The 21056-nt window shown below is 56.3% G+C and carries 21 protein-coding genes; 14 read left to right on the top strand and 7 right to left on the bottom strand.

Features of this window, described 5'->3' with window-relative positions; translation table 11 throughout:
* Positions 1-2 precede the first annotated feature (2 nt).
* A complete protein-coding gene (gene metB, locus ACOTYH_RS19690; protein ID WP_015569951.1) occupies positions 3-1163 on the bottom strand; it encodes a cystathionine gamma-synthase in 1161 nt (386 codons plus the stop codon).
* Positions 1164-1438: 275 nt separating this feature from the next.
* On the opposite strand from metB, the gene metJ reads away from it, so the two are divergent.
* Positions 1439-1756 (top strand): met regulon transcriptional regulator MetJ, encoded by a 318-nt coding sequence (gene metJ, locus ACOTYH_RS19685; RefSeq protein WP_006179183.1) that lies wholly within the window; start codon positions 1439-1441, stop codon positions 1754-1756.
* A 48-nt stretch (positions 1757-1804) separates the two neighbouring features.
* Here metJ and rpmE read toward each other — a convergent pair whose 3' ends face one another.
* A complete protein-coding gene (rpmE, locus tag ACOTYH_RS19680) occupies positions 1805-2017 on the bottom strand; it encodes a 50S ribosomal protein L31 (protein ID WP_003862040.1) in 213 nt (70 codons plus the stop codon).
* Positions 2018-2217: 200 nt separating this feature from the next.
* Here rpmE and priA point away from each other — a divergent pair, with 200 nt between their 5' ends.
* The 7 genes from priA (at position 2218) to rraA (ending at position 10152) form a co-directional block, all read left to right on the top strand.
* On the top strand, positions 2218-4413 hold the full coding sequence (priA, locus tag ACOTYH_RS19675; protein WP_032104298.1) for a primosomal protein N': 2196 nt from the start codon (positions 2218-2220) through the stop codon (positions 4411-4413).
* Positions 4414-4532: 119 nt separating this feature from the next.
* A complete protein-coding gene (cytR, locus tag ACOTYH_RS19670; RefSeq protein WP_017383100.1) occupies positions 4533-5558 on the top strand; it encodes a DNA-binding transcriptional regulator CytR in 1026 nt (341 codons plus the stop codon).
* Positions 5559-5650: 92 nt separating this feature from the next.
* Entirely contained in the window at positions 5651-6619 is a 969-nt protein-coding gene (gene ftsN, locus ACOTYH_RS19665; protein ID WP_017383099.1) for a cell division protein FtsN, read from the top strand.
* A gap of 94 nt (positions 6620-6713) precedes the next feature.
* The gene (hslV, locus tag ACOTYH_RS19660; protein WP_003862036.1) at positions 6714-7244 is read left to right on the top strand and encodes an ATP-dependent protease subunit HslV; all 531 of its coding nucleotides are present in this window, start codon (positions 6714-6716) and stop codon (positions 7242-7244) included.
* 9 nt (positions 7245-7253) lie between these two features.
* Complete coding sequence (gene hslU / locus ACOTYH_RS19655; RefSeq protein ID WP_015569947.1) at positions 7254-8585, top strand: HslU--HslV peptidase ATPase subunit; 1332 nt, start codon at positions 7254-7256, stop codon at positions 8583-8585.
* Positions 8586-8647: 62 nt separating this feature from the next.
* The gene (gene menA / locus ACOTYH_RS19650; RefSeq protein ID WP_114503653.1) at positions 8648-9574 is read left to right on the top strand and encodes a 1,4-dihydroxy-2-naphthoate polyprenyltransferase; all 927 of its coding nucleotides are present in this window, start codon (positions 8648-8650) and stop codon (positions 9572-9574) included.
* 92 nt (positions 9575-9666) lie between these two features.
* Entirely contained in the window at positions 9667-10152 is a 486-nt protein-coding gene (rraA, locus tag ACOTYH_RS19645) for a ribonuclease E activity regulator RraA (RefSeq protein ID WP_015569946.1), read from the top strand.
* A 587-nt stretch (positions 10153-10739) separates the two neighbouring features.
* On the opposite strand, the gene zapB is transcribed toward rraA, so the two are convergent.
* Positions 10740-10979, bottom strand: a complete 240-nt coding sequence (zapB, locus tag ACOTYH_RS19640; protein WP_003862031.1) for a septal ring assembly protein ZapB — start codon at positions 10977-10979, stop codon at positions 10740-10742.
* A 399-nt stretch (positions 10980-11378) separates the two neighbouring features.
* Between zapB and ACOTYH_RS19635 the strand changes: the two genes are divergently transcribed.
* From ACOTYH_RS19635 to fpr, 4 genes are all read left to right on the top strand, one after another.
* Positions 11379-12224 carry an MIP/aquaporin family protein gene (locus tag ACOTYH_RS19635; protein ID WP_015569943.1) on the top strand — a complete coding sequence of 282 codons (846 nt, stop codon included), beginning with the start codon at positions 11379-11381 and terminating at the stop codon, positions 12222-12224.
* A 21-nt stretch (positions 12225-12245) separates the two neighbouring features.
* Positions 12246-13754, top strand: a complete 1509-nt coding sequence (gene glpK, locus ACOTYH_RS19630) for a glycerol kinase GlpK (protein WP_006808669.1) — start codon at positions 12246-12248, stop codon at positions 13752-13754.
* 122 nt (positions 13755-13876) lie between these two features.
* A complete protein-coding gene (glpX, locus tag ACOTYH_RS19625; protein ID WP_047638134.1) occupies positions 13877-14887 on the top strand; it encodes a class II fructose-bisphosphatase in 1011 nt (336 codons plus the stop codon).
* 96 nt (positions 14888-14983) lie between these two features.
* Positions 14984-15730 carry a ferredoxin--NADP(+) reductase gene (fpr, locus tag ACOTYH_RS19620; protein WP_421637871.1) on the top strand — a complete coding sequence of 249 codons (747 nt, stop codon included), beginning with the start codon at positions 14984-14986 and terminating at the stop codon, positions 15728-15730.
* Here the strand turns inward: fpr and ACOTYH_RS19615 are convergent, their stop codons facing one another.
* Positions 15731-16150, bottom strand: coding sequence for a DUF805 domain-containing protein (locus tag ACOTYH_RS19615; protein WP_006808672.1), 420 nt, complete (start codon positions 16148-16150; stop codon positions 15731-15733).
* 112 nt (positions 16151-16262) lie between these two features.
* On the opposite strand from ACOTYH_RS19615, the gene ACOTYH_RS19610 reads away from it, so the two are divergent.
* Both ACOTYH_RS19610 and tpiA read left to right on the top strand, forming a co-directional pair.
* Positions 16263-16859, top strand: coding sequence for a DUF1454 family protein (locus ACOTYH_RS19610; protein ID WP_017383094.1), 597 nt, complete (start codon positions 16263-16265; stop codon positions 16857-16859).
* Positions 16860-16970: 111 nt separating this feature from the next.
* A complete protein-coding gene (gene tpiA, locus ACOTYH_RS19605; RefSeq protein ID WP_003862019.1) occupies positions 16971-17738 on the top strand; it encodes a triose-phosphate isomerase in 768 nt (255 codons plus the stop codon).
* A gap of 36 nt (positions 17739-17774) precedes the next feature.
* On the opposite strand, the gene ACOTYH_RS19600 is transcribed toward tpiA, so the two are convergent.
* The 3 genes from ACOTYH_RS19600 to ACOTYH_RS19590 form a co-directional block, all read right to left on the bottom strand.
* Positions 17775-19079: an SLC13 family permease gene (locus ACOTYH_RS19600; protein WP_023304636.1), complete on the bottom strand. Its 1305-nt coding sequence runs from the start codon at positions 19077-19079 to the stop codon at positions 17775-17777.
* Between the two features lie 73 nt (positions 19080-19152).
* A complete protein-coding gene (locus ACOTYH_RS19595) occupies positions 19153-19896 on the bottom strand; it encodes a CDP-diacylglycerol diphosphatase (protein WP_003862014.1) in 744 nt (247 codons plus the stop codon).
* Positions 19897-20007: 111 nt separating this feature from the next.
* The gene (locus ACOTYH_RS19590; protein ID WP_045907096.1) at positions 20008-20997 is read right to left on the bottom strand and encodes a sulfate ABC transporter substrate-binding protein; all 990 of its coding nucleotides are present in this window, start codon (positions 20995-20997) and stop codon (positions 20008-20010) included.
* Positions 20998-21056: the final 59 nt, after the last annotated feature.

Genomic DNA, 21056 nt, shown 5'->3' with positions numbered 1-21056 from the left:
GATTACCCCTTGGCTGCGACCCGGAAGCCATTTTCCAGATCGGCAATTAAATCTTCAGAATCTTCAATACCGGTCGAGATACGCAGCAGCGTCTCGGAAATCCCGGCGGCGGCACGTGCTTCGGGTGCCATACCTGCGTGCGTCATGGTTGCGGCGTGGGAGATCAAGCTTTCTACTCCCCCTAAGGATTCCGCCAGCGTAAACAATGACAACCCGCTCAGGAAGCGACGCAGCGTTTGCTCGTCACCGTCCAGTTCAAAACTTAACATCGCGCCAAATCCTTTCTGTTGGCGCGCGGCAATCTCGTGCCCCTGATTTTCCGGCAGCGACGGGTGATAAAGCTTCTTCACCAGCGGCTGGGTTTTCAGGAAATCCACGATCGCCTGGGCATTACGCTGCGCCACGTCCATACGCGGCGACAGCGTACGGATGCCGCGCAACAGCAAATAGCTGTCGAACGCGCCCGCGGTGACGCCAATGTTATTGGCCCACCATGCCAGTTCGGTGACTACCTCAGGATCTTTGGCAATCACCACACCTGCTACTACGTCAGAATGGCCGTTCAGATATTTAGTGCATGAATGCAACACCAGATCGGCACCCAGTGCCAGTGGGTTCTGAAGGGCCGGACTGAGGAACGTATTATCCACTACACTTATCGCTCCCGCATCCCTTGCGAGCTGACAAATTTTCGCAATATCGACTACGCGCAACAATGGATTGCTTGGACTTTCCACCAGCACCAGCTTCGGCTGCTCGGCAAGCGCCTGTTTCAGCGCCTGTTCGTCGTTTTGATCGACAAACAGCACACGGTAGCAGCCACGTTTCGCCAGGCTATCAAACAGACGATAGCTGCCGCCATAACAGTCGTGCGGCGCCACCAGCAGATCGCCAGGTTTCAGGAACACCGTAGTCACCAGGTGAATGGCAGACATGCCGGTATTGGTTAATACCGCACCCGCGCCGCCTTCCAGTTCCGCCAGCGCGCGCTGGGTGACGTCACGCGTAGGATTGCCGCGACGCGAGTAGTCATGCGCGCGGGGTTCATTAAATCCGGTGAAATTATAGGTGCTGGAGAGATGAATTGGCGGGACAACGCAGCCGTACTGCTCGTCATCATTCAATCCGCTACGCACTGCGATGGTGGCCTGTTTACGCGTCATGGTGAGGCTTCCTGGCGAATGGGGTGAAAAGTCAGGCACCAGAGTAAACATTGAAAGTATGGACGTCAATACATCTGGACATCTAAACTTCTTTGCGTATAGATTGAGCAATGTGCAAATAGCCGTTAAAATTATATGCTTTAGGACACGCTACAGCGGCAATATCCGTGCCTCGGTATCGTCTCTACGGTAAACTACGCAAGATTACGGTTCAAAACTGATGGTTACCGGTTTTGCACCTTTAGATTAATGACTGAGAGGATTAAAGGTATCTCATGGCTGAATGGAGCGGCGAATATATCAGCCCATACGCTGAGCACGGTAAGAAGAGTGAGCAAGTCAAGAAAATCACGGTGTCCATTCCTCTGAAGGTGTTGAAGATCCTCACCGATGAACGTACGCGTCGTCAGGTGAACAACCTGCGTCACGCCACCAACAGCGAACTGCTGTGCGAAGCGTTCCTGCATGCGTTTACCGGCCAACCGTTGCCGAACGATGACGATCTGCGCAAAGAGCGCAGTGACGAAATTCCAGAAGAGGCGAAGGTGATCATGCGTGAACTGGGTATCGACCCGGATACGTGGGAATACTGATAAGCGGATACAAAAAAGGCACCTTGCGGTGCCTTTTTTTCGGGAAACTTATTTAGCGCCCGGGATGCTGAAACGCTTGTTGAAGCGGTCAACACGGCCACCGGTTGCAACATCACGCTGCTTACCAGTGTAGAACGGGTGGCATTTGCCGCACACGTCCAGGTTCAGATCGTGACCCACGGTAGAGCGGATCTGGATAGAGTTACCGCAAGAGCAGTTTGCAGTAATCATTTCGTATTTCGGGTGAATATCTTTTTTCATGGGAGAACCTCAGTTAAGGCCGCGTCGCTCTTCCAGCCCTAACGCCAGACACCACGCGATGTTGAATGTAAGTTCTTTGGCGTAAAATACACCAAAGGCGGCGAATCATACAGAATTTGACCAACGTATGCAAACTGATCCGCACGCCGCTTTCACTAATGTGTATACTAACGCGCCACTTTTCAAGTCAGGAAGATTCGATGCCCGTCGCTCACGTTGCCCTGCCCGTTCCGCTTCCCCGCACCTTTGACTACCTGCTGCCCGACAGCATGAGCGCCAAAGCGGGCTGTCGCGTGACCGTGCCGTTTGGCAAACAGCAGCGTGTGGGGATCGTGGTGTCCGTCAGCGAACACAGCGAACTGCCGCTTAACGAGCTGAAATCGGTTGTTGAGGTGCTGGACAGCGAGCCGGTTTACTCCACCAGCACCTGGCGACTGCTGCTGTGGGCGGCAGATTATTATCATCATCCGATTGGCGACGTGCTGTTCCATGCCCTGCCCATTATGCTGCGCCAGGGCAAGAGCGCCAGCCACGCGCCAATGTGGTACTGGTTTGCCACCGAGCAGGGCCAGGCTGTGGACATTAACAGCCTGAAGCGCTCGCAGAAACAGCAGCAGGCGCTGGCCGCGCTGCGCCAGGGAAAAATCTGGCGCCATCAGGTCGACGAGCTTGAGGTAAGCGAAACCGCGTTGCAGGCATTAAGGAAGAAAGGGTTGAGCGAGCTGGCCAGTGAAGCACCTGCCCTTCACGACTGGCGCGACGGCTTTTCCGTCTCGGGCGATCGCCTGCGTCTGAATACCGAGCAGGCCACCGCCGTGGGCGCGATTCACAGCGCCGCCGACCATTTTTCCGCCTGGCTGCTGGCGGGCGTCACCGGCTCCGGTAAAACCGAAGTGTATCTGAGCGTGCTGGAAAACGTGCTCGCGCAGGGCAAACAGGCGCTGGTGATGGTGCCGGAAATCGGCCTGACGCCGCAAACCATCGCGCGTTTTCGTGAACGCTTTAATGCGCCCGTTGAGGTCCTGCACTCCGGCCTGAACGACAGCGAGCGCCTCAGCGCCTGGCTGAAAGCGAAAAACGGCGAAGCAGCAATTGTGATCGGCACCCGTTCATCGCTGTTTACGCCGTTTAAAAATCTCGGCGTTATCGTGATCGATGAAGAGCATGACAGCTCCTATAAACAGCAGGAAGGCTGGCGCTATCACGCCCGCGACTTAGCCGTGTACCGCGCCCACAGCGAACAAATCCCCATTATTCTCGGGTCCGCCACCCCCGCGCTTGAAACGCTGCACAACGTTCGCCAGCGTAAATACCACATGCTGCGCCTGACGCGCCGTGCGGGGAATGCTCGCCCGGCCATTCAGCATGTGCTGGATCTGAAAGGCCAGCAGGTGCAGGCCGGGTTAGCGCCTGCGCTGATTAGCCGCATGCGCCAGCATTTGCAGGCGGGCAACCAGGTGATCCTGTTCCTGAACCGCCGCGGCTTCGCGCCTGCGCTGCTGTGCCACGACTGCGGCTGGATCGCGGAGTGCCCGCGCTGCGATCACTACTACACCTTCCACCAGGCTCAGCGCCATTTACGCTGCCACCACTGCGACAGCCAGCGTCCGGTCCCCCGTCAATGCCCGTCCTGCGGCTCAACGCACATCGTGCCGGTCGGTCTGGGAACGGAACAGCTTGAACAGGCGCTCGCGCCCTTCTTCCCGGACGTGCCCATCTCCCGTATAGACAGGGATACCACCAGCCGTAAAGGGGCGCTGGAGCAGCAGCTGGCGGAAGTGCATCGCGGCGGCGCGCGCATCCTGATTGGTACTCAGATGCTGGCGAAAGGGCACCACTTCCCGGACGTGACGCTGGTCGCCCTGCTGGACGTCGACGGCGCGCTGTTCTCCGCGGATTTTCGCTCCGCCGAGCGTTTCGCCCAGCTTTATACCCAGGTTGCCGGTCGCGCTGGTCGGGCGGGTAAGCAGGGCGAGGTGGTGCTGCAAACGCACCACCCTGAACATCCGCTGCTGCAAACTCTGCTGCACAAAGGCTATGACGCCTTCGCGGACCAGGCGCTGGCCGAACGTCAGACGATGCAGCTTCCCCCGTGGACCAGCCACGTTATCATCCGTGCGGAAGATCATAATAACCAGCAGGCGCCGCTGTTCCTGCAACAGCTGAGAAACCTCCTGCAAGCCAGCCCGCTGGTGGATAATCAGCTGTGGATTTTAGGCCCGGTACCCGCGCTCGCCCCGAAACGCGGGGGCCGTTTCCGCTGGCAACTCTTACTTCAGCACCCCTCGCGTATCCGTTTACAGCAGATCGTCAGCGGCACGCTGGCGCTGATCAATACCCTGCCGGAAGCGCGAAAAGTGAAGTGGGTTCTTGACGTCGATCCGATTGAAGGCTGAAGACGGATCGAAAAATTTAATGCGCCTCACACTTTTTATGAAAATTCTGTAACCGATTCCATTAACTATCTGTAAAAATGGTGCTGTCCGCAGTTCGGTGTTCAGGCGAGGAGAAGACGTTGAAGTCCAGGAAAGAGGTTGCCTCGGCGACCATGAAAGACGTTGCCGAGAAAGCACAAGTCTCAACAGCAACCGTGTCCCGCGCATTGATGAACCCTGACAAAGTCTCCCAGGCGACCCGAAACCGGGTTGAAAAGGCGGCGCTTGAGGTCGGTTATTTCCCGCAAGCCATGGGGCGCAACGTTAAACGCAACGAATCCCGCACCATCCTGGTGATCGTGCCGGACATCTGCGATCCCTTCTTCAGCGAAATCATCCGCGGCATTGAGGTCACGGCCGCCGCCCAGGGCTATCTGGTGCTGATTGGCGATTGTGCTCACCAGAACCAGCAGGAAAAAACGTTCATCGACCTGATCATCACCAAGCAGATTGATGGCATGCTGCTGCTTGGCTCACGCCTGCCGTTTGATGCCAGCATTGAAGAACAGCGCAATTTACCGCCGATGGTCATGGCGAACGAATTCGCGCCGGAGCTGGAGCTGCCAACCGTTCATATCGATAACCTCACCGCCGCATTCAACGCCGTGAACTATCTTCAGGAACTGGGGCATAAGCGTATCGGCTGTATCGCCGGACCAGAAGAGATGCCGCTGTGTCATTACCGCTTGCAGGGCTACGTTCAGGCGCTGCGCCGTACCGGGGCTATCGTCGATCCGCACTACATTGCGCGCGGTGATTTCACCTTTGAAGCGGGCGGGCAGGCGCTGGAAAAATTGCTGGCCTTGCCAGAACCGCCCACCGCGGTCTTCTGCCACAGCGACGTGATGGCGCTGGGGGCGTTATCCTACGCCAAACGTCACGGCCTGCGCGTGCCGCAGGACCTGTCGATAATCGGTTTTGATAATATTTCACTTTCGGAGTTTTGCGATCCGCCGCTTTCGACCGTTGCACAGCCGCGGTATGACATCGGCCGGGAAGCGATGCTGCTTTTGCTGGATCAACTGCACGGTCAATCAGTTAGCAGTGGGTCACGGCTACTGGATTGTGAGCTGATTGTGCGCGGCTCTACCCAGGCATTAACTTAAAGTAAATACCTTTCGACACCCTTATCTGGTCAAAGCCCCGTCGCTTAAGTAACATGGCGGGCTGACGAACGAATAAATACAGCGAAACGATAGTGGCACAACGAGATTATGTACGTCGCGGCCAGCCGGCACCTTCGCGACGCAAAAAGAGTAGTTCAAAAAGCAAGCAACGCAGCCTGTCTGCTGTCTCCCCAGCTATGGTCGCCATTGCTGCGGCTGTGCTGGTGGCCTTTATTGGCGGCCTCTACTTCATTACGCATCATAAAAAAGAAGAGTCTGAAGCCCTTCAGGGTAATAAGGTCGTCGGCAACGGCCTGCCGCCGAAGCCTGAAGAGCGCTGGCGCTACATTAAAGAGCTGGAAAGCCGCCAGCCTGGCGTACGTGCGCCTACCGAGCCTTCTGCCGGGGGTGAAGTAAAGAATGCCGATCAGCTGACGGACGAACAGCGTCAATTGCTCGCTCAGATGCAGGCGGACATGCGCCAGCAGCCTACGCAGCTGAACGAAGTACCGTGGAACGAACAAACCCCGGCGCAGCGTCAGCAAACGTTGCAGCGCCAGCGTCAGGCTCAGCAGCAAACGCAACAGCAGCAGTGGACGCAGACGCAGCCGGTACAGCAGCCGCGTACACAACCGCAGCAGCAGACGCGTACCGTACAAACTCAGCCTGTCCAGCAGCAACCGAAGGCGCAGCCGCAGAAGCAAACGGCACAGCCGTATCAGGATCTGTTGCAGACGCCTGCGCATACCACTGCGCAACAGCCAAAAACGCAGCAGGCTGCGCCGGTCACCAAAGAGACCGAGGCACCGAAGCAGACGGCTGAGAAAAAAGATGAACGCCGCTGGATGGTTCAGTGCGGTTCGTTTAAAGGCGCCGAACAGGCAGAAACGGTGCGTGCTCAGCTGGCATTTGAAGGATTTGACTCACGCATTACCACCAATAACGGCTGGAATCGCGTAGTGATTGGACCGGTCAAAGGCAAAGAAAACGCAGACGGCACCATTTCCCGCTTGAAAGTGGCTGGCCACACAAACTGCATTCGACTCGCCTCCGGGGGTTGAAACCCCCAAAATCCCCCCCATCTATCATTTAATTCAGCCCTGAGCACAGGCTCAGGGCTTCTGTTTCCCGAATCTGTAACCAGGGGGTCTGCTCGTGACAACAATAGTAAGTGTACGCCGTAACGGCCAGGTGGTAATTGCCGGTGATGGCCAGGCCACGCTGGGTAATACCGTCATGAAAGGCAACGTGAAGAAAGTACGTCGTCTTTATAACGACAAAGTGATCGCCGGTTTCGCAGGCGGCACGGCTGATGCCTTCACGCTGTTTGAACTGTTTGAACGCAAACTGGAAATGCATCAGGGTCATCTGGTGAAAGCCGCCGTTGAGCTGGCAAAAGACTGGCGTACCGACCGCATGCTGCGCAAGCTCGAAGCGCTGCTGGCCGTGGCTGACGAAAACGCCTCGCTGATCATCACCGGTAACGGCGACGTGGTTCAGCCTGAAAACGACCTGATTGCCATCGGCTCTGGCGGCCCGTACGCCCAGGCCGCAGCCCGTGCGCTGTTGGAAAATACCGACATGAACGCGCGCGATATCGCGGTGAAAGCGTTGGATATTGCAGGTGATATCTGCATCTATACCAACCACAATCACACCATCGAAGAATTACCGTCTAAAGCGTAAGGATCGCCCATGTCTGAAATGACCCCACGCGAAATTGTCAGCGAACTGAACAAACACATTATCGGCCAGGACGACGCCAAGCGCTCCGTGGCTATCGCACTGCGTAACCGCTGGCGTCGCATGCAGCTCGATGAAGAGCTTCGCCACGAAGTAACGCCAAAAAATATTCTGATGATCGGCCCGACCGGTGTGGGTAAAACCGAAATCGCCCGTCGTCTGGCCAAACTGGCTAACGCGCCGTTCATCAAAGTTGAAGCCACCAAGTTCACCGAAGTGGGCTATGTGGGTAAAGAAGTGGACTCCATCATCCGTGACCTGACCGACTCGGCGATTAAGATGGTGCGTGTCCAGGCAATTGAGAAAAACCGCTATCGCGCCGAAGAGATGGCCGAAGAGCGTATTCTCGACGTGCTGATCCCACCGGCAAAAAACAACTGGGGACAGGCTGAACAGCAGCCTGAACCTTCTGCTGCGCGTCAGGCATTCCGCAAAAAACTGCGCGAAGGCGAGCTGGACGACAAAGAGATTGAGATCGATCTCGCTGCCGCGCCAATGGGCGTGGAAATTATGGCACCTCCGGGCATGGAAGAGATGACCAGCCAGTTGCAGTCCATGTTCCAGAACCTGGGCGGGCAGAAGCAGAAAGCGCGTAAGCTGAAAATCAAAGACGCGATGAAGCTGCTGATTGAAGAAGAAGCCGCGAAGCTGGTTAACCCGGAAGAGCTGAAACAGGATGCTATCGACGCGGTTGAGCAGCACGGTATCGTGTTTATCGACGAAATCGACAAGATCTGTAAGCGCGGCAACGCGTCCGGCCCGGATGTCTCACGCGAAGGCGTTCAGCGCGACCTGCTGCCGCTGGTGGAAGGTTGCACCGTCTCCACCAAGCACGGCATGGTTAAAACTGACCACATTCTGTTTATCGCCTCCGGTGCGTTCCAGATTGCCAGCCCGTCTGACCTGATCCCGGAACTTCAGGGACGTCTGCCAATCCGCGTCGAGTTACAGGCGCTGACCACCGAAGATTTCGAACGTATCCTGACTGAGCCAAACGCTTCTGTGACCGTACAGTACAAAGCGCTGATGGCGACCGAAGGCGTGAACATTGAATTTACCGATGACGGTATCAAGCGCATCGCCCAGGCCGCGTGGCAGGTCAACGAAACCACCGAGAACATCGGTGCGCGTCGTCTGCACACCGTGCTGGAACGCCTGATGGAAGACATCTCTTATGATGCGAGCGACCTTAACGGTCAAAGCATTACCATTGACGCAGACTATGTGGGCAAACACCTGGATGCGTTAGTGGCAGATGAAGATCTGAGCCGTTTTATTCTATAATCGCGTTCAATGCATTTTCATCACTGTTGATGGGGGCTATGGCCCCCATTTTTATTGGCTAAATAACTATGACTGATATCAGCCGTACACAGGCGTGGCTCGAAAGTCTGCGTCCTAAAACGCTTCCTCTGGCTTTTGCCGCCATTATCGTCGGTACCACGCTTGCCTGGTGGCAGGGTCATTTCGATCCGCTGGTAGCAGGTCTGGCGCTTGTCACCGCCGGGCTGCTGCAAATCCTCTCTAATCTCGCCAATGATTACGGCGATGCGGTAAAAGGCAGCGACAAGCCTGACCGCATTGGGCCGCTGCGCGGGATGCAAAAAGGGGTGATTACCCAGGCACAGATGAAGCGGGCGCTGATTATCACCGTGGTGTTGATTTGCCTGTCCGGGCTGGCGCTGGTGACGGTCGCCTCGAAAACCACCAGTGATTTCATTGGCTTCCTGGTGCTGGGCTTACTCGCCATTATTGCAGCCATTACCTATACCGTCGGGACGCGTCCTTACGGGTATATTGGTCTGGGCGACATCTCCGTGCTGGTGTTCTTCGGCTGGCTGAGCGTGATGGGAAGCTGGTACTTACAGGCGCACACGGTGATCCCTGCCCTGTTCCTGCCGGCGACCGCCAGTGGTCTGCTGGCGACGGCGGTGCTGAATATCAATAATCTGCGCGACATCGACAGCGACCGCGAGAACGGTAAAAACACGCTGGCCGTGCGTCTGGGTCCGGTGAATGCACGCCGCTATCACGCCTGCCTGCTCATCGGCGCGCTGGTCTGCCTGGCGCTGTTCAATCTGATTTCGCTGCACAGCCTCTGGGGCTGGCTGTTTGTGCTCGCCGCACCGCTGCTGATTAAGCAGGCCCGCTACGTTATGCGTGAACTCAGCCCGGCCGCCATGCCACCGATGCTGGAACGTACGGTAAAAGGCGCGCTGTTGACTAACCTGCTGTTCGTCATCGGGATTGTCTTAAGCCAGACGCTGAGTTAGCTGACAAATATCAATTAACAATTGATGATTTTGCCAACAACGCATTTCGCACGATATACTGAACACATTCGCAGCAACAGAGCGTTAAACCTATGAAATACGATACCTCCGAGCTTTGTGACATCTACCAGGAAGATGTCAACGTCGTTGAACCCCTGTTCTCCAACTTTGGTGGACGGTCGTCGTTTGGCGGACAAATCATCACGGTGAAATGTTTCGAGGACAACGGGTTGCTGTACGATCTGCTCGAAGAGAACGGCCGTGGCCGCGTTCTGGTGGTCGACGGCGGCGGTTCCGTGCGCCGTGCATTGATTGATGCTGAACTGGCGGGAATTGCCGTCCAGAACGAGTGGGAAGGCATTGTGGTGTACGGTTCCGTGCGTCAGGTGGACGATCTCGAAGACCTGGATATCGGGATTCAGGCCATCGCGGCCATACCGGTAGGCGCAGCGGGCGACGGCATCGGCGAAAGCGACGTGCGCGTCAATTTCGGCGGCGTGACCTTCTTCTCGGGCGACCACCTTTATGCTGACAATACCGGCATTATCCTTTCTGAGGATGCGCTGGATATTGAGTAGTTAATCGGTAAGCGAGATGCATAAAAAAACCGCCAACAGCAATGTGGCGGTTTTTTTTGTCCCTCGGGATTCGCGGTCCGTTGGGACGTCTTACAGACTAACACCAAGGAACTTCATCATACTCTCGCCCAAACCTTGGGCAACCCTTCGTAACCTTTATAAAATCCTAATTGTTTGTGAATACCTTAACTACCTGGTTGATGCTCATTATGATACCGCGTCCCTTTCCGCCATCTCGCAAATGGGCATCGGTCCAGGGAAAGGTGTATTCACTACCGTAAAGCAGGCTAACATCAAGGCTTGTGTCCACCGACTTATCACCGGTGGTGAACGGTGGAGCGGTAAGCAGCAGGGACCGCATAATGAAACGCTATTTATGTATCGCGTTCATTGTCGCCAGCGTACTCGTTGTAAAGAGCGATGAACCTGTTGGGTTTGTTGCTTTTGCTACGACAGCGCAGGACAAGTAGCGTTAAGGCCGCCCGGGGCGGCCTTTTTTATGGTTTGATATCGGTTAGCGAAAACCATAAAAAAGCCGGGTGGCGGCTTCGCCTTACCCGGCCTGTTCAATGCATTCCCTAAGGAAATCAAACTTCTTCCATACGTCCCAGCAGCGCCTGCAAGCGTTCCTGCCAGCCGTTCTGCTGTTCGCGCAGCTGGTTGTTTTCGCGCTCCAGTTCTTCACGGCTGTGTTGAGCATTCTGAACTTCCTGTGACAGGGAGTTGTTCTTTTCTTTCAGCTCTTCAATTTCCATTTGCAGCAGCGTGATGGTGTCAATCGCCTGCTGTACTTTCGATTCCAGTTTCTCAAACACTTCTAAAGACATGATCCTACCTCTCCTGAATTGCAAGGCGACGCTTTAACGTAAACGCGCACAACATATGTTCCGATTGTATGGAGCGCCGTCGCCCCTGTCCAGCGGCATGCCACGCAGATCGCGGTTTGCAACACTTTTCGGCCTCGTCCTGGTGCGTTCGCCGCATATACCCCTAAGTTGTTAACCCATAAGTTAAAGAAATGATTCAGCCCATAATCATTATCTGATGCAAAAACGCGCTTTATGGCGCGAAAACGCTCATTTTATTGACGCAGACCACACATTTAGATTTCGATATTTCTCGTTTGTGCTCGTTAACGATAAATTAACACTATGTCTACAGGGCATCGTGACTGTCACTGGCGGTCACGCAAACAATAAACATTACTCTTTTGCAGGATTCCGATTATGAGTCAGACATCAACCTTAAAAGGCCAGTGTATTGCCGAGTTCCTGGGTACCGGGTTGTTGATATTCTTCGGAGTAGGCTGTGTCGCAGCACTGAAAGTGGCGGGTGCCAGTTTTGGTCAGTGGGAAATCAGTATTATCTGGGGTCTGGGCGTGGCGATGGCCATCTACCTGACCGCAGGGGTTTCCGGTGCACATCTTAACCCGGCGGTGACCATCGCGTTGTGGCTATTCGCGTGTTTTGACGGACGCAAAGTTGTTCCTTTCATCATTTCGCAATTTGCCGGCGCCTTTTGCGCAGCGGCGTTAGTTTACGGGCTTTATTACAATCTTTTCATCGACTTCGAACAGACGCATCATATGGTGCGTGGCAGTGTCGAAAGTCTGGATCTGGCAGGCATTTTCTCAACGTATCCGAATCCGCATATCAATTTTGTGCAGGCGTTCGCGGTTGAGATGGTGATTACCGCTATTCTGATGGGCGTCATCATGGCGCTGGGCGACGATGGAAACGGCATTCCGCGCGGCCCGCTGGCGCCACTTTTGATTGGCCTTCTGATTGCGGTAATTGGCGCATCCATGGGTCCGCTGACCGGCTTTGCGATGAATCCGGCGCGTGACCTGGGTCCAAAAACCTTCGCCTTCTTTGCGGGATGGGGCGATGTCGCCTTCACGGGCGGCAAAGACATTCCTTACTTCCTGGTTCCGCTGTTCGGGCCAATCGTAGGGGCGGCGCTGGGCGCATTCGGCTATCGCAAATTAATTGGTCGCCACTTACCGTGCGACACTTGTGTGGAAGAGGAGAAAGAGACGGCTTCCACCACACAACAAAAAGCTTCGCTGTAATCTGACTACGGGACACATACCATGACCGAAAAAAAATATATCGTTGCGCTCGACCAGGGCACCACCAGCTCCCGCGCTGTCGTAATGGATCATGACGCGAACATTGTCAGCGTGTCTCAACGCGAATTTGAGCAAATTTACCCGCGTCCAGGCTGGGTAGAACACGACCCGATGGAGATCTGGGCGTCGCAAAGCTCCACGCTGGTGGAAGTGCTGGCGAAAGCCGACATCAGTTCTGACCAGATTGCCGCTATCGGTATCACCAACCAGCGTGAAACGACTGTGGTCTGGGAGCGCGAAACCGGTAAGCCCATCTACAATGCCATTGTCTGGCAGTGCCGTCGTACGTCAGAGATCTGCGAACAGCTGAAGCGCGAAGGAATGGAAGAGTACGTGCGCAGCGCCACCGGCCTGGTGGTTGACCCCTATTTCTCCGGCACCAAAGTGAAGTGGATCCTCGACCACGTGGAAGGTTCACGCGAGCGCGCACGACGTGGCGAGCTACTGTTCGGCACCGTCGATACCTGGCTTATCTGGAAGATGACTCAGGGACGCGTTCACGTTACCGACTACACCAACGCCTCGCGCACCATGCTGTTCAACATCAACACCCTTGAGTGGGATGACAAGATGCTGGACGCGCTGGACATTCCGCGCGCGATGCTGCCTGAAGTCCGTAAGTCTTCTGAAGTATACGGCCAGACCAACATTGGCGGTAAAGGTGGCACCCGTATTCCTATCGCCGGTATCGCCGGTGACCAGCAGGCGGCCCTGTTCGGCCAGCTGTGCGTCAAGGAAGGGATGGCGAAGAACACCTACGGCACCGGTTGTTTTATGCTGATGAACACCGGCGAGAAAGCGGTGAAATCAGAAAACGGTCTGCTGACCACCATCGCCTGCGGCCCGCGCGGCGAAGTGAACTATGCCCTGGAAGGCGCGGTATTCATGGCGGGTGCCTCCATTCAGTGGCTGCGCGACGAGATGAAGCTGATCAGCGACGCGTTTGACTCCGAATACTTCGCGACCAAAGTGAAAGACACCAACGGCGTGTACGTGGTGCCAGCGTTCACCGGTCTGGGCGCACCGTACTGGGATCCGTATGCCCGCGGCGCGATTTTCGGCCTGACGCGCGGCGTGAACTCAAACCACATCATTCGCGCGACGCTGGAATCCATCGCCTACCAGACGCGCGACGTGCTGGAAGCGATGCAGGCTGACTCCGGCATTCGTCTGCACGCCCTGCGCGTGGACGGTGGTGCGGTAGCCAACAACTTCCTGATGCAGTTCCAGTCCGACATTCTGGGCACCCGCGTTGAACGTCCTGAGGTGCGAGAAGTGACGGCGCTGGGCGCGGCGTATCTGGCAGGTCTGGCGGTTGGCTTCTGGCAAAACCTCGACGAGCTTCAGGAAAAAGCGGTTATCGAACGCGAATTCCGTCCTGGCATCGAAACCACCGAGCGCAACTACCGCTACAGCGGCTGGAAGAAAGCGGTGAAACGTGCCCTGGCGTGGGAAGAGCACGACGAGTAAACCTATATTCCCTCTCCCCTGGGAGAGGGTTAGGGTGAGGGGCTCCGACCGCACCGGTCCCTTCGCCCCTCCCCACTCTGTGATAAACTTCGTGCAATTCCTTTTGATTGTACGAGTACCTCATGAAACGTGAACTTGCTATCGAGTTTTCCCGCGTCACCGAAGCTGCCGCCCTCGCAGGCTACAAGTGGCTGGGCCGTGGCGACAAAAATACCGCAGATGGTGCAGCCGTCCACGCCATGCGCATTGTGCTTAATCAGGTCAATATCGATGGCACTATCGTCATTGGCGAAGGCGAAATCGACGAAGCGCCGATGCTCTACATCGGTGAAAAAGTCGGGACGGGCAAAGGCGATGCCGTGGATATCGCGGTCGACCCGATTGAAGGCACGCGCATGACGGCGATGGGCCAGGCCAACGCGCTGGCGGTACTGGCGGTGGGCGATAAGGGCTGCTTCCTCAACGCGCCCGATATGTACATGGAAAAACTGATCGTCGGTCCTGGTGCTAAAGGCGCTATCGACCTTAGCCTGCCGCTGGACGCCAACCTGCGCAATATCGCTGCGGCGCTGGATAAAGCGCTCAGCGAACTCACCGTGACCATTCTGGCGAAACCGCGCCACGACGCCACCATTGCGTACCTGCAAGCGCTCGGCGTACGCGTGTTTGCTATTCCGGATGGCGACGTTGCCGCCTCTATTCTGACCTGCATGCCTGACAGCGAAGTCGACGTGCTTTACGGCATCGGCGGCGCGCCGGAGGGTGTGGTCTCTGCGGCAGTGATCCGCGCGCTGGACGGCGATATGCAGGCGCGTTTGCTGCCACGCCATGAGGTCAAAGGCGACAGCGACGAGAACCTTCGCATTGGAGCAGACGAACTGGCGCGCTGCGCGGCGATGGGCATCGAGGCCAATAAAGTGCTCGCGCTGAACGAGATGGCCCGCAGCGATAACGTGGTCTTCTCCGCAACCGGCATCACCAAAGGCGATCTGCTGGACGGCATCACCCGCAAGGGCAACATGGCCACCACTGAAACCCTGCTGATCCGCGGTAAATCCCGCACCATTCGTCGCATTAAGTCCATTCATTATCTCGATCGTAAAGATCCGGACGTACAGACGCACATTCTGTAAAACCGTTTGATCGATAGAGCTTTCCGGCCCGAATGGGCTGGAAATGTTTCCCGCAAGTACGGAAGATAGAAGAGAGAAACAGCACAGGAGAAGATCATGGCGGACTGGGTAACAGGTAAAGTCACAAAGGTACAGTTCTGGACCGATGCGCTATTTAGCCTCACGCTGCACGCTCCCGTTCATCCGTTTACTGCCGGGCAGTTTGCCAAACTCGGGCTGGATATCGACGGTGAACGCGTACAGCGCGCCTACTCTTACGTTAATGCGCCTGATAACCCGGACCTTGAGTTCTATCTGGTCACCGTCCCGGACGGTAAGCTCAGCCCGCGCCTCGCCGCGCTGAAGCCGGGAGATGACGTGCAGATTGTCTCCGACGCGGCGGGGTTCTTCGTGCTGGATGAAATCCCCGACTGTGACACGCTCTGGATGCTGGCGACCGGCACGGCCATCGGCCCGTATCTCTCCATTCTGCAATACGGCAAAAATCTGGAGCGCTTTAAAAATATCGTGCTGGTTCACGCCGCGCGCTACGCCGCAGACCTGAGCTATTTGCCGCAGATGCAGGCGCTGGAACAGCGATATGGCGGGAAGTTAAAAATTCAGACGGTGGTCAGCCGCGAAACCGCAGCCGGCTCGTTAACCGGTCGCGTTCCGGAGTTGATTGAAAGCGGCGCGCTGGAAGAAGCGGTGGGTTTACCGATGAATACCGAAACCAGCCATGTGATGCTGTGCGGTAACCCGCAGATGGTACGCGATACGCAGCAGTTGCTGAAGGATACCCGGCAGATGACGAAGCACCTTCGCCGCCGGCCGGGCCACATGACCGCCGAACACTACTGGTGATCAGCGGTACTTCACCTCAAGGGTATCTTTTCCATATTTGTTCTCGCTCTGGGTGCCGATAAACGCGCCCAGTTCGACAACCATCATTACAAAGATAACCGTCGGCAGCAGTCTGCCCACCACCCATGGGAGGATTGAGGGCAGCATTGACCAGTTCCCCGCCACCAGCATCCACGCCAGAATAATCAGGAAAGCCCATGCGCCGGAGCGGCCACGATCGTGCAGACGTTTCACCACTACGGCAGCGGTTGGCCACAGTAAACAGACCAGCGCAAATGCCGCCGTTTGCGTGCTCAGCCATGCGTTGTAGGCAACAAAAAACAGAAGCAGCATGGCGACAACCCACGTTGCAATCCAGATCCAGAAGTCACGGCGTCCAATACGCCCTTTGAATGAAAACAGCCACTGCTGTATGGTCATGTAAGGTTCCTTATTATTGTTTAGCCCGCATTTTACCCTGGAGTTGTGACCTTTTGACAAGCCGACCAGATATCGTTTTAATCATGGGCAATGACGGCCAGGGGCAATGTTGATGAAAAGTTCGGCACACTCTCTTTATTTGTGTTTAGCGATGCTGAGCGCCAGTTTTTCCCTGTATGCCGCGGAAACGGCTTCCCCGGTCACCGCCCCCTATCTTCTGGCGGGCGCCCCCTCTTTCGATCAATCTATCAGCCAGTTCCGCGAAGCCTTCAACAAAGAAAACCCCTCACTTCCGCTGGGAGAGTTCCGTGCGATTGACAGCGCCCGCGATACGCCGACCCTGACCCGCGCGGCCAGCAAAATTAACGAGAATCTGTATGCCTCTACCGCCCTTGAGCGCGGAACGTTAAAAATCAAAAGTATGCAGATCACCTGGCTGCCGATTCAGGGGCCAGAGCAGAAAGCGGCGAAAGCGAAAGCGCTGGAGTACATGAGCGCTATTCTGCGCGCCTTTACCCCCACCTTCACGAAAGCGCAAAGCCAGCAAAAGCTGCAAAAACTGCTTACCGCCGGGAAAAACAAACGCTATTACGCCGATACGGAAGGTGCCGTTCGCTATGTCGTCGCAGATAACGGCGAAAAGGGGCTGACCTTCGCGGTTGAACCGATTAAGCTGGCCCTATCAGACGCACTCGAGGGGGCGAATTAATGACAAAAAGCAAAGCCTTTCGAGGGAAAATCTCTATACTGATTCACAGACCATGCTGCCCGACAGGGCGGCCATATTCCTTAATTCGCTTATTGAGCGTGGAGAATTGAAATGCGACATCCTTTAGTGATGGGTAACTGGAAACTGAACGGCAGCCGCCACATGGTAAACGAACTGGTTGCTAACCTGCGTAAAGAGCTGGCTGGCGTGACCGGCTGCGCGGTTGCTATCGCTCCGCCGGATATGTACCTGGATCTGGCTAAACGTGCCGCTGACGGCAGCCACATCATTCTGGGCGCGCAGAACGTTGACGTTAACCTGTCTGGCGCGTTCACCGGTGAAACCTCCGCTGAAATGCTGAAAGATATCGGCGCGAAATACATCATCATCGGCCACTCCGAGCGTCGCACCTATCACAAAGAATCCGATGAGTTCATCGCGAAGAAATTCGCTGTGCTGAAAGAGCAGGGTCTGATCCCGGTTCTGTGCATCGGTGAAACCGAAGCAGAAAACGAAGCAGGCAAAACCGAAGAAGTGTGCGCACGTCAGATCGACGCTGTGCTGAAAACCCAGGGCGCGGCAGCGTTCGAAGGCGCGGTTATCGCTTACGAGCCAGTCTGGGCGATCGGTACCGGCAAATCTGCAACTCCAGCGCAGGCACAGGCGGTGCACAAGTTCATCCGTGACCACATTGCAAAAGCAGACGCGAAAGTGGCTGAGCAGGTCATCATCCAGTACGGCGGTTCCGTTAACGCATCAAACGCAGCTGAGCTGTTCACCCAGCCAGACATCGATGGCGCACTGGTTGGCGGCGCATCCCTGAAAGCAGACGCTTTCGCGGTGATCGTTAAAGCGGCAGAAGCGGCTAAGCAGGCGTAATCGCCTTTGTGGCGGGTGGCGCTTCGCTAACCCGCCCTACAAACGACCTAACACGCTAAACCACAAATAATCCAGCGGCAGCAGCACCAGATACGTCGCAATCGCCAGCGCCAGACAAAGCAGCATCCCCGCCTTCGCAGGCACTTTCCCTAAGCCCATCGCCACTACAATCGGCGACGCCTGATACGGCAGCAGCGGCGTGGAATACCCCAGCACCTGAATCATGATCACCGACAGCAGCGGGAAGCCGGTCGCGTCCGAGAAGCTCTGCGCCAGCGTGGTGTACAGCGCAGGAACGCCGTTGGCGGTCATAATGAAGTTGAGCGCCGTGGTGATCCCCGTCAGCGCCAGGAAGCTGGTAAACGGGCGGTCTGCATCCAGCGGCATGATATGGAGCAACGCCTCGCCTACGGCCGCACCGATACCGGTCTGCGTCACCGTAATGGCCAGCCCGAGTATACCCGCGACGTAAATACAGGTGCGCATATTCACCCCCGCCGAGAACTCTTCCCCGGTGATAAAACCGATGCGCGGCAGCATAACGATGACCGAGGCCGCCAGCCCCGTCCACGCTGGCCCAACGCCGTGCCAGCTCTCCGTCACCCACATCGTCAACACCACCGCCAGCAGCCAGGCGAGTCGTTTTTCGTCACGCCCCATCGGTTCCGATGGCGTGAGATCCTTCGCCGGTTTCGGGTTGCCGGGGAACAGCCAGCAGATCAGGCCAATCAGAATCAGGCCTTTGAGAATACCCAGCACCGGGGTGTGCAGCAGCAGATACGGGACATAGTTGAGGTGGATACCGTATGAGCCTTCCGCCGCGCCGCTCATCACCAGGTTGGGCACGTTGGCGGGCAAAATAGTGGCCGAGAGCTGGAAGGTGCCAAACCCGACCGCCAGCGCCAGGCCAAACCAGGCCCGCGAGCCATCAGGAATGCCGGCCCGCTTCGCCATCGCGGCGACAATCGGCATCAGCAGCGCAATACGTCCCATGTTCGACGGCATCACGAATGCCAGGGCATAGCTCAGCAGCACAACGCTCGCCACCATCAGCACCCAGGAGTCGGTAAGCTTTGCCGACAGCGCCCGGGCGGCCCTGTCCGCCAGGCCGGTTTTCCGAATCGCCACGCCCAGCACAAAGCCGCTGAACACCAGCCAGAAGGCAGACGAGGCGAAGCCGCCGAAGATCACTTCCGGCGGGGCGATTCTGGCGGTCATCGCCGCCGTGAAAAACAGCAGCGCGGTGATAAATTCCGGCAACAGTGACGTCGCCCACAGCACGATGGTGACGCCGACGATCAGCGAGGGAAGCAGCAGAGGATGCGTTAACCAGAGCGACATACCTGTCTCCTGTAGAATTTTTCAGCAAGTCTACGGCGACAGGCAGGGCGAGTAAACGCTATTTATGGTGGGGTCACTTCAGGATATCGCATTGATGATCCTGCAATTCCTCAGCCGACGCGCGGTTAAAGGTAAGCAGGTTACGCTCTGTCGCCAGCAATACAAACGAGCCGTCCGACTGCTGTGCCATCGCCAGCGCGAAGCGTCCCATATGATCGCGGGCTTCCGGCAGCTCTTCCGCCAGCATCATAAACGGGCTGCGCTGCACCAGTTCGTTCTCCGTCACCCGACGGGCAAGGTATTCATGCCCTTCCAGCCCGCCCGGAAGCGGTAACCACTGGGTGCTGATTTGCCCCTGCGACGCGTTCAGCTTCTCGCGCACGTCTGGGCGCAGACAGGAGATGTGGATATGAAAATGGTTTTGCGTGCGCCCGGTCGGGGAGTTGATGGTCAGCGAAACGGCGCTGTCAGGCACGTCGGCCCCCCGTTTCATACTCATAAAATGGCGAGACTGCCATGCCAGCCAGAAGAAATTCGGTGTCTGCGGCTCAGTCAGCAGCGGGCTTTCGGTGCCGTTGATACGGTACGTGGGCATAAGCAGGTATTGCAGCGGCCCGTTGCGGTCCTTGAACACCACGTAGCCCGCATCTGGCTTCACCTGCGCACACGGTGCCGGGTTACGGTTATGCAGCTGGTTGGGCACACACTGGTCGAGAACGATATGACGCAACGCATTCGGATTACCCGCTTTCATCCAGTACACGCCGCCTGCGGCAAGGGCGATAACGATCAGAATCAGTAAGATAATTTTTTTCACAACGCGTTCCCTGTTTTCAATAGAGGCAAAAGAGTAACGCAAAATGATGACCAAATAAAAAACCCGGCGGATTTCTCACACCGGGTTACCGTGTCGTTCTTTGTAAAACGCTTAGCGCTTGCTGATCTGGTCGAAGGTGCCGCCGTTAGAGAAGTGCTCTTTCTGCGCTTTGGTCCAGCCGCCAAACACATCATCAATAGTGAACAGCTTCAGTTTCGGGAAGGCGTTTTTGTATTTCTTCGCGACGGCCTCATCGCGTGGGCGGTAGAAGTTTTTCGCCGCAATTTCCTGCCCTTCCGGTGAGTAGAGGTACTTCAGGTAGGCTTCCGCCACCGCTTTGGTGCCCTTCTTATCAACAACCTTATCGACGACGGAGACGGTCGGCTCAGCGAGGATGGATTCGCTCGGGGTGACGATCTCGAACTTGTCTTTACCCAGCTCGTTGGTCGCCAGCAGGGCTTCGTTTTCCCAGGCGATCAGCACGTCGCCAATGCCGCGTTCGACGAAGGTGTTGGTTGCACCGCGCGCGCCGGAGTCCAGCACTTCGACGTTTTTAAACAGTGCTTTGACGAAGTCCTGTGCTTTGGCCTGATCGCCGTTGTTGTGGTGCAGCGCGTAGCCCCAGGCTGCCAGATAGTTCCAGCGTGCGCCGCCGGAGCTTTTTGGGTTCGGGGTAATGACAGACACGCCTGGCTTAATCAGGTCGTTCCAGTCCTTAATCTGTTTCGGGTTGCCTTTACGCACCAGGAAGACAATGGTCGAGGTGTATGGCGCAGAGTTGTCCGGCAGACGCTTGATCCAGTTTTTGTCGATACGGCCACGCTCCGCGATCGCGTCCACGTCATAAGCCAGCGCCAGGGTAACCACATCGGCTTCAATACCGTTGATCACCGATGTCGCCTGCTTACCGGAACCGCCGTGAGACTGGCGAACCACCACGTTATCGCCGGTTTCCTGTTTCCAGTGCGCCGCGAAAGCTTTGTTGTACTGGTCGTACAGTTCACGCGTCGGATCGTACGACACGTTCAGTAACTGAATGTCCTTTGCCAGAACGCTGGTCGATGCCAGCAATAATGTTAACCCCACGCCCCATTTATTCATCGCCCAGCTCTCTTGTGTAGTGTTTTGATGAATGCAGCGTGCCAGAAAGCTAACCGATG

This window comes from Enterobacter cloacae complex sp. SHL001 (assembly GCF_049236825.1).
GTDB classification, from domain to species: Bacteria; Pseudomonadota; Gammaproteobacteria; order Enterobacterales; family Enterobacteriaceae; genus Enterobacter; species Enterobacter hormaechei_C.
The sequence above is the reverse complement of the archived record's forward strand: the minus strand, read 5'-3'. Positions and strand labels throughout refer to the sequence as shown.

Bases quoted from the DNA above. Each gene is read 5' to 3' on its own strand.
- ACOTYH_RS19615 (WP_006808672.1), bottom strand. From the start codon at position 16,150: ATGACCATACAGCAGTGGCTGTTTTCATTCAAAGGGCGTATTGGACGC.
- ACOTYH_RS19600 (WP_023304636.1), bottom strand. From the start codon at position 19,079: ATGTCGCTCTGGTTAACGCATCCTCTGCTGCTTCCCTCGCTGATCGTC.
- glpK (WP_006808669.1), top strand. From the start codon at position 12,246: ATGACCGAAAAAAAATATATCGTTGCGCTCGACCAGGGCACCACCAGC.
- metB (WP_015569951.1), bottom strand. From the start codon at position 1,163: ATGACGCGTAAACAGGCCACCATCGCAGTGCGTAGCGGATTGAATGAT.
- glpX (WP_047638134.1), top strand. From the start codon at position 13,877: ATGAAACGTGAACTTGCTATCGAGTTTTCCCGCGTCACCGAAGCTGCC.
- zapB (WP_003862031.1), bottom strand. From the start codon at position 10,979: ATGTCTTTAGAAGTGTTTGAGAAACTGGAATCGAAAGTACAGCAGGCG.
- priA (WP_032104298.1), top strand. From the start codon at position 2,218: ATGCCCGTCGCTCACGTTGCCCTGCCCGTTCCGCTTCCCCGCACCTTT.
- hslU (WP_015569947.1), top strand. From the start codon at position 7,254: ATGTCTGAAATGACCCCACGCGAAATTGTCAGCGAACTGAACAAACAC.
- ACOTYH_RS19610 (WP_017383094.1), top strand. From the start codon at position 16,263: ATGAAAAGTTCGGCACACTCTCTTTATTTGTGTTTAGCGATGCTGAGC.
- ACOTYH_RS19635 (WP_015569943.1), top strand. From the start codon at position 11,379: ATGAGTCAGACATCAACCTTAAAAGGCCAGTGTATTGCCGAGTTCCTG.
- fpr (WP_421637871.1), top strand. From the start codon at position 14,984: ATGGCGGACTGGGTAACAGGTAAAGTCACAAAGGTACAGTTCTGGACC.
- rpmE (WP_003862040.1), bottom strand. From the start codon at position 2,017: ATGAAAAAAGATATTCACCCGAAATACGAAATGATTACTGCAAACTGC.
- ACOTYH_RS19590 (WP_045907096.1), bottom strand. From the start codon at position 20,997: ATGAATAAATGGGGCGTGGGGTTAACATTATTGCTGGCATCGACCAGC.
- rraA (WP_015569946.1), top strand. From the start codon at position 9,667: ATGAAATACGATACCTCCGAGCTTTGTGACATCTACCAGGAAGATGTC.
- metJ (WP_006179183.1), top strand. From the start codon at position 1,439: ATGGCTGAATGGAGCGGCGAATATATCAGCCCATACGCTGAGCACGGT.
- tpiA (WP_003862019.1), top strand. From the start codon at position 16,971: ATGCGACATCCTTTAGTGATGGGTAACTGGAAACTGAACGGCAGCCGC.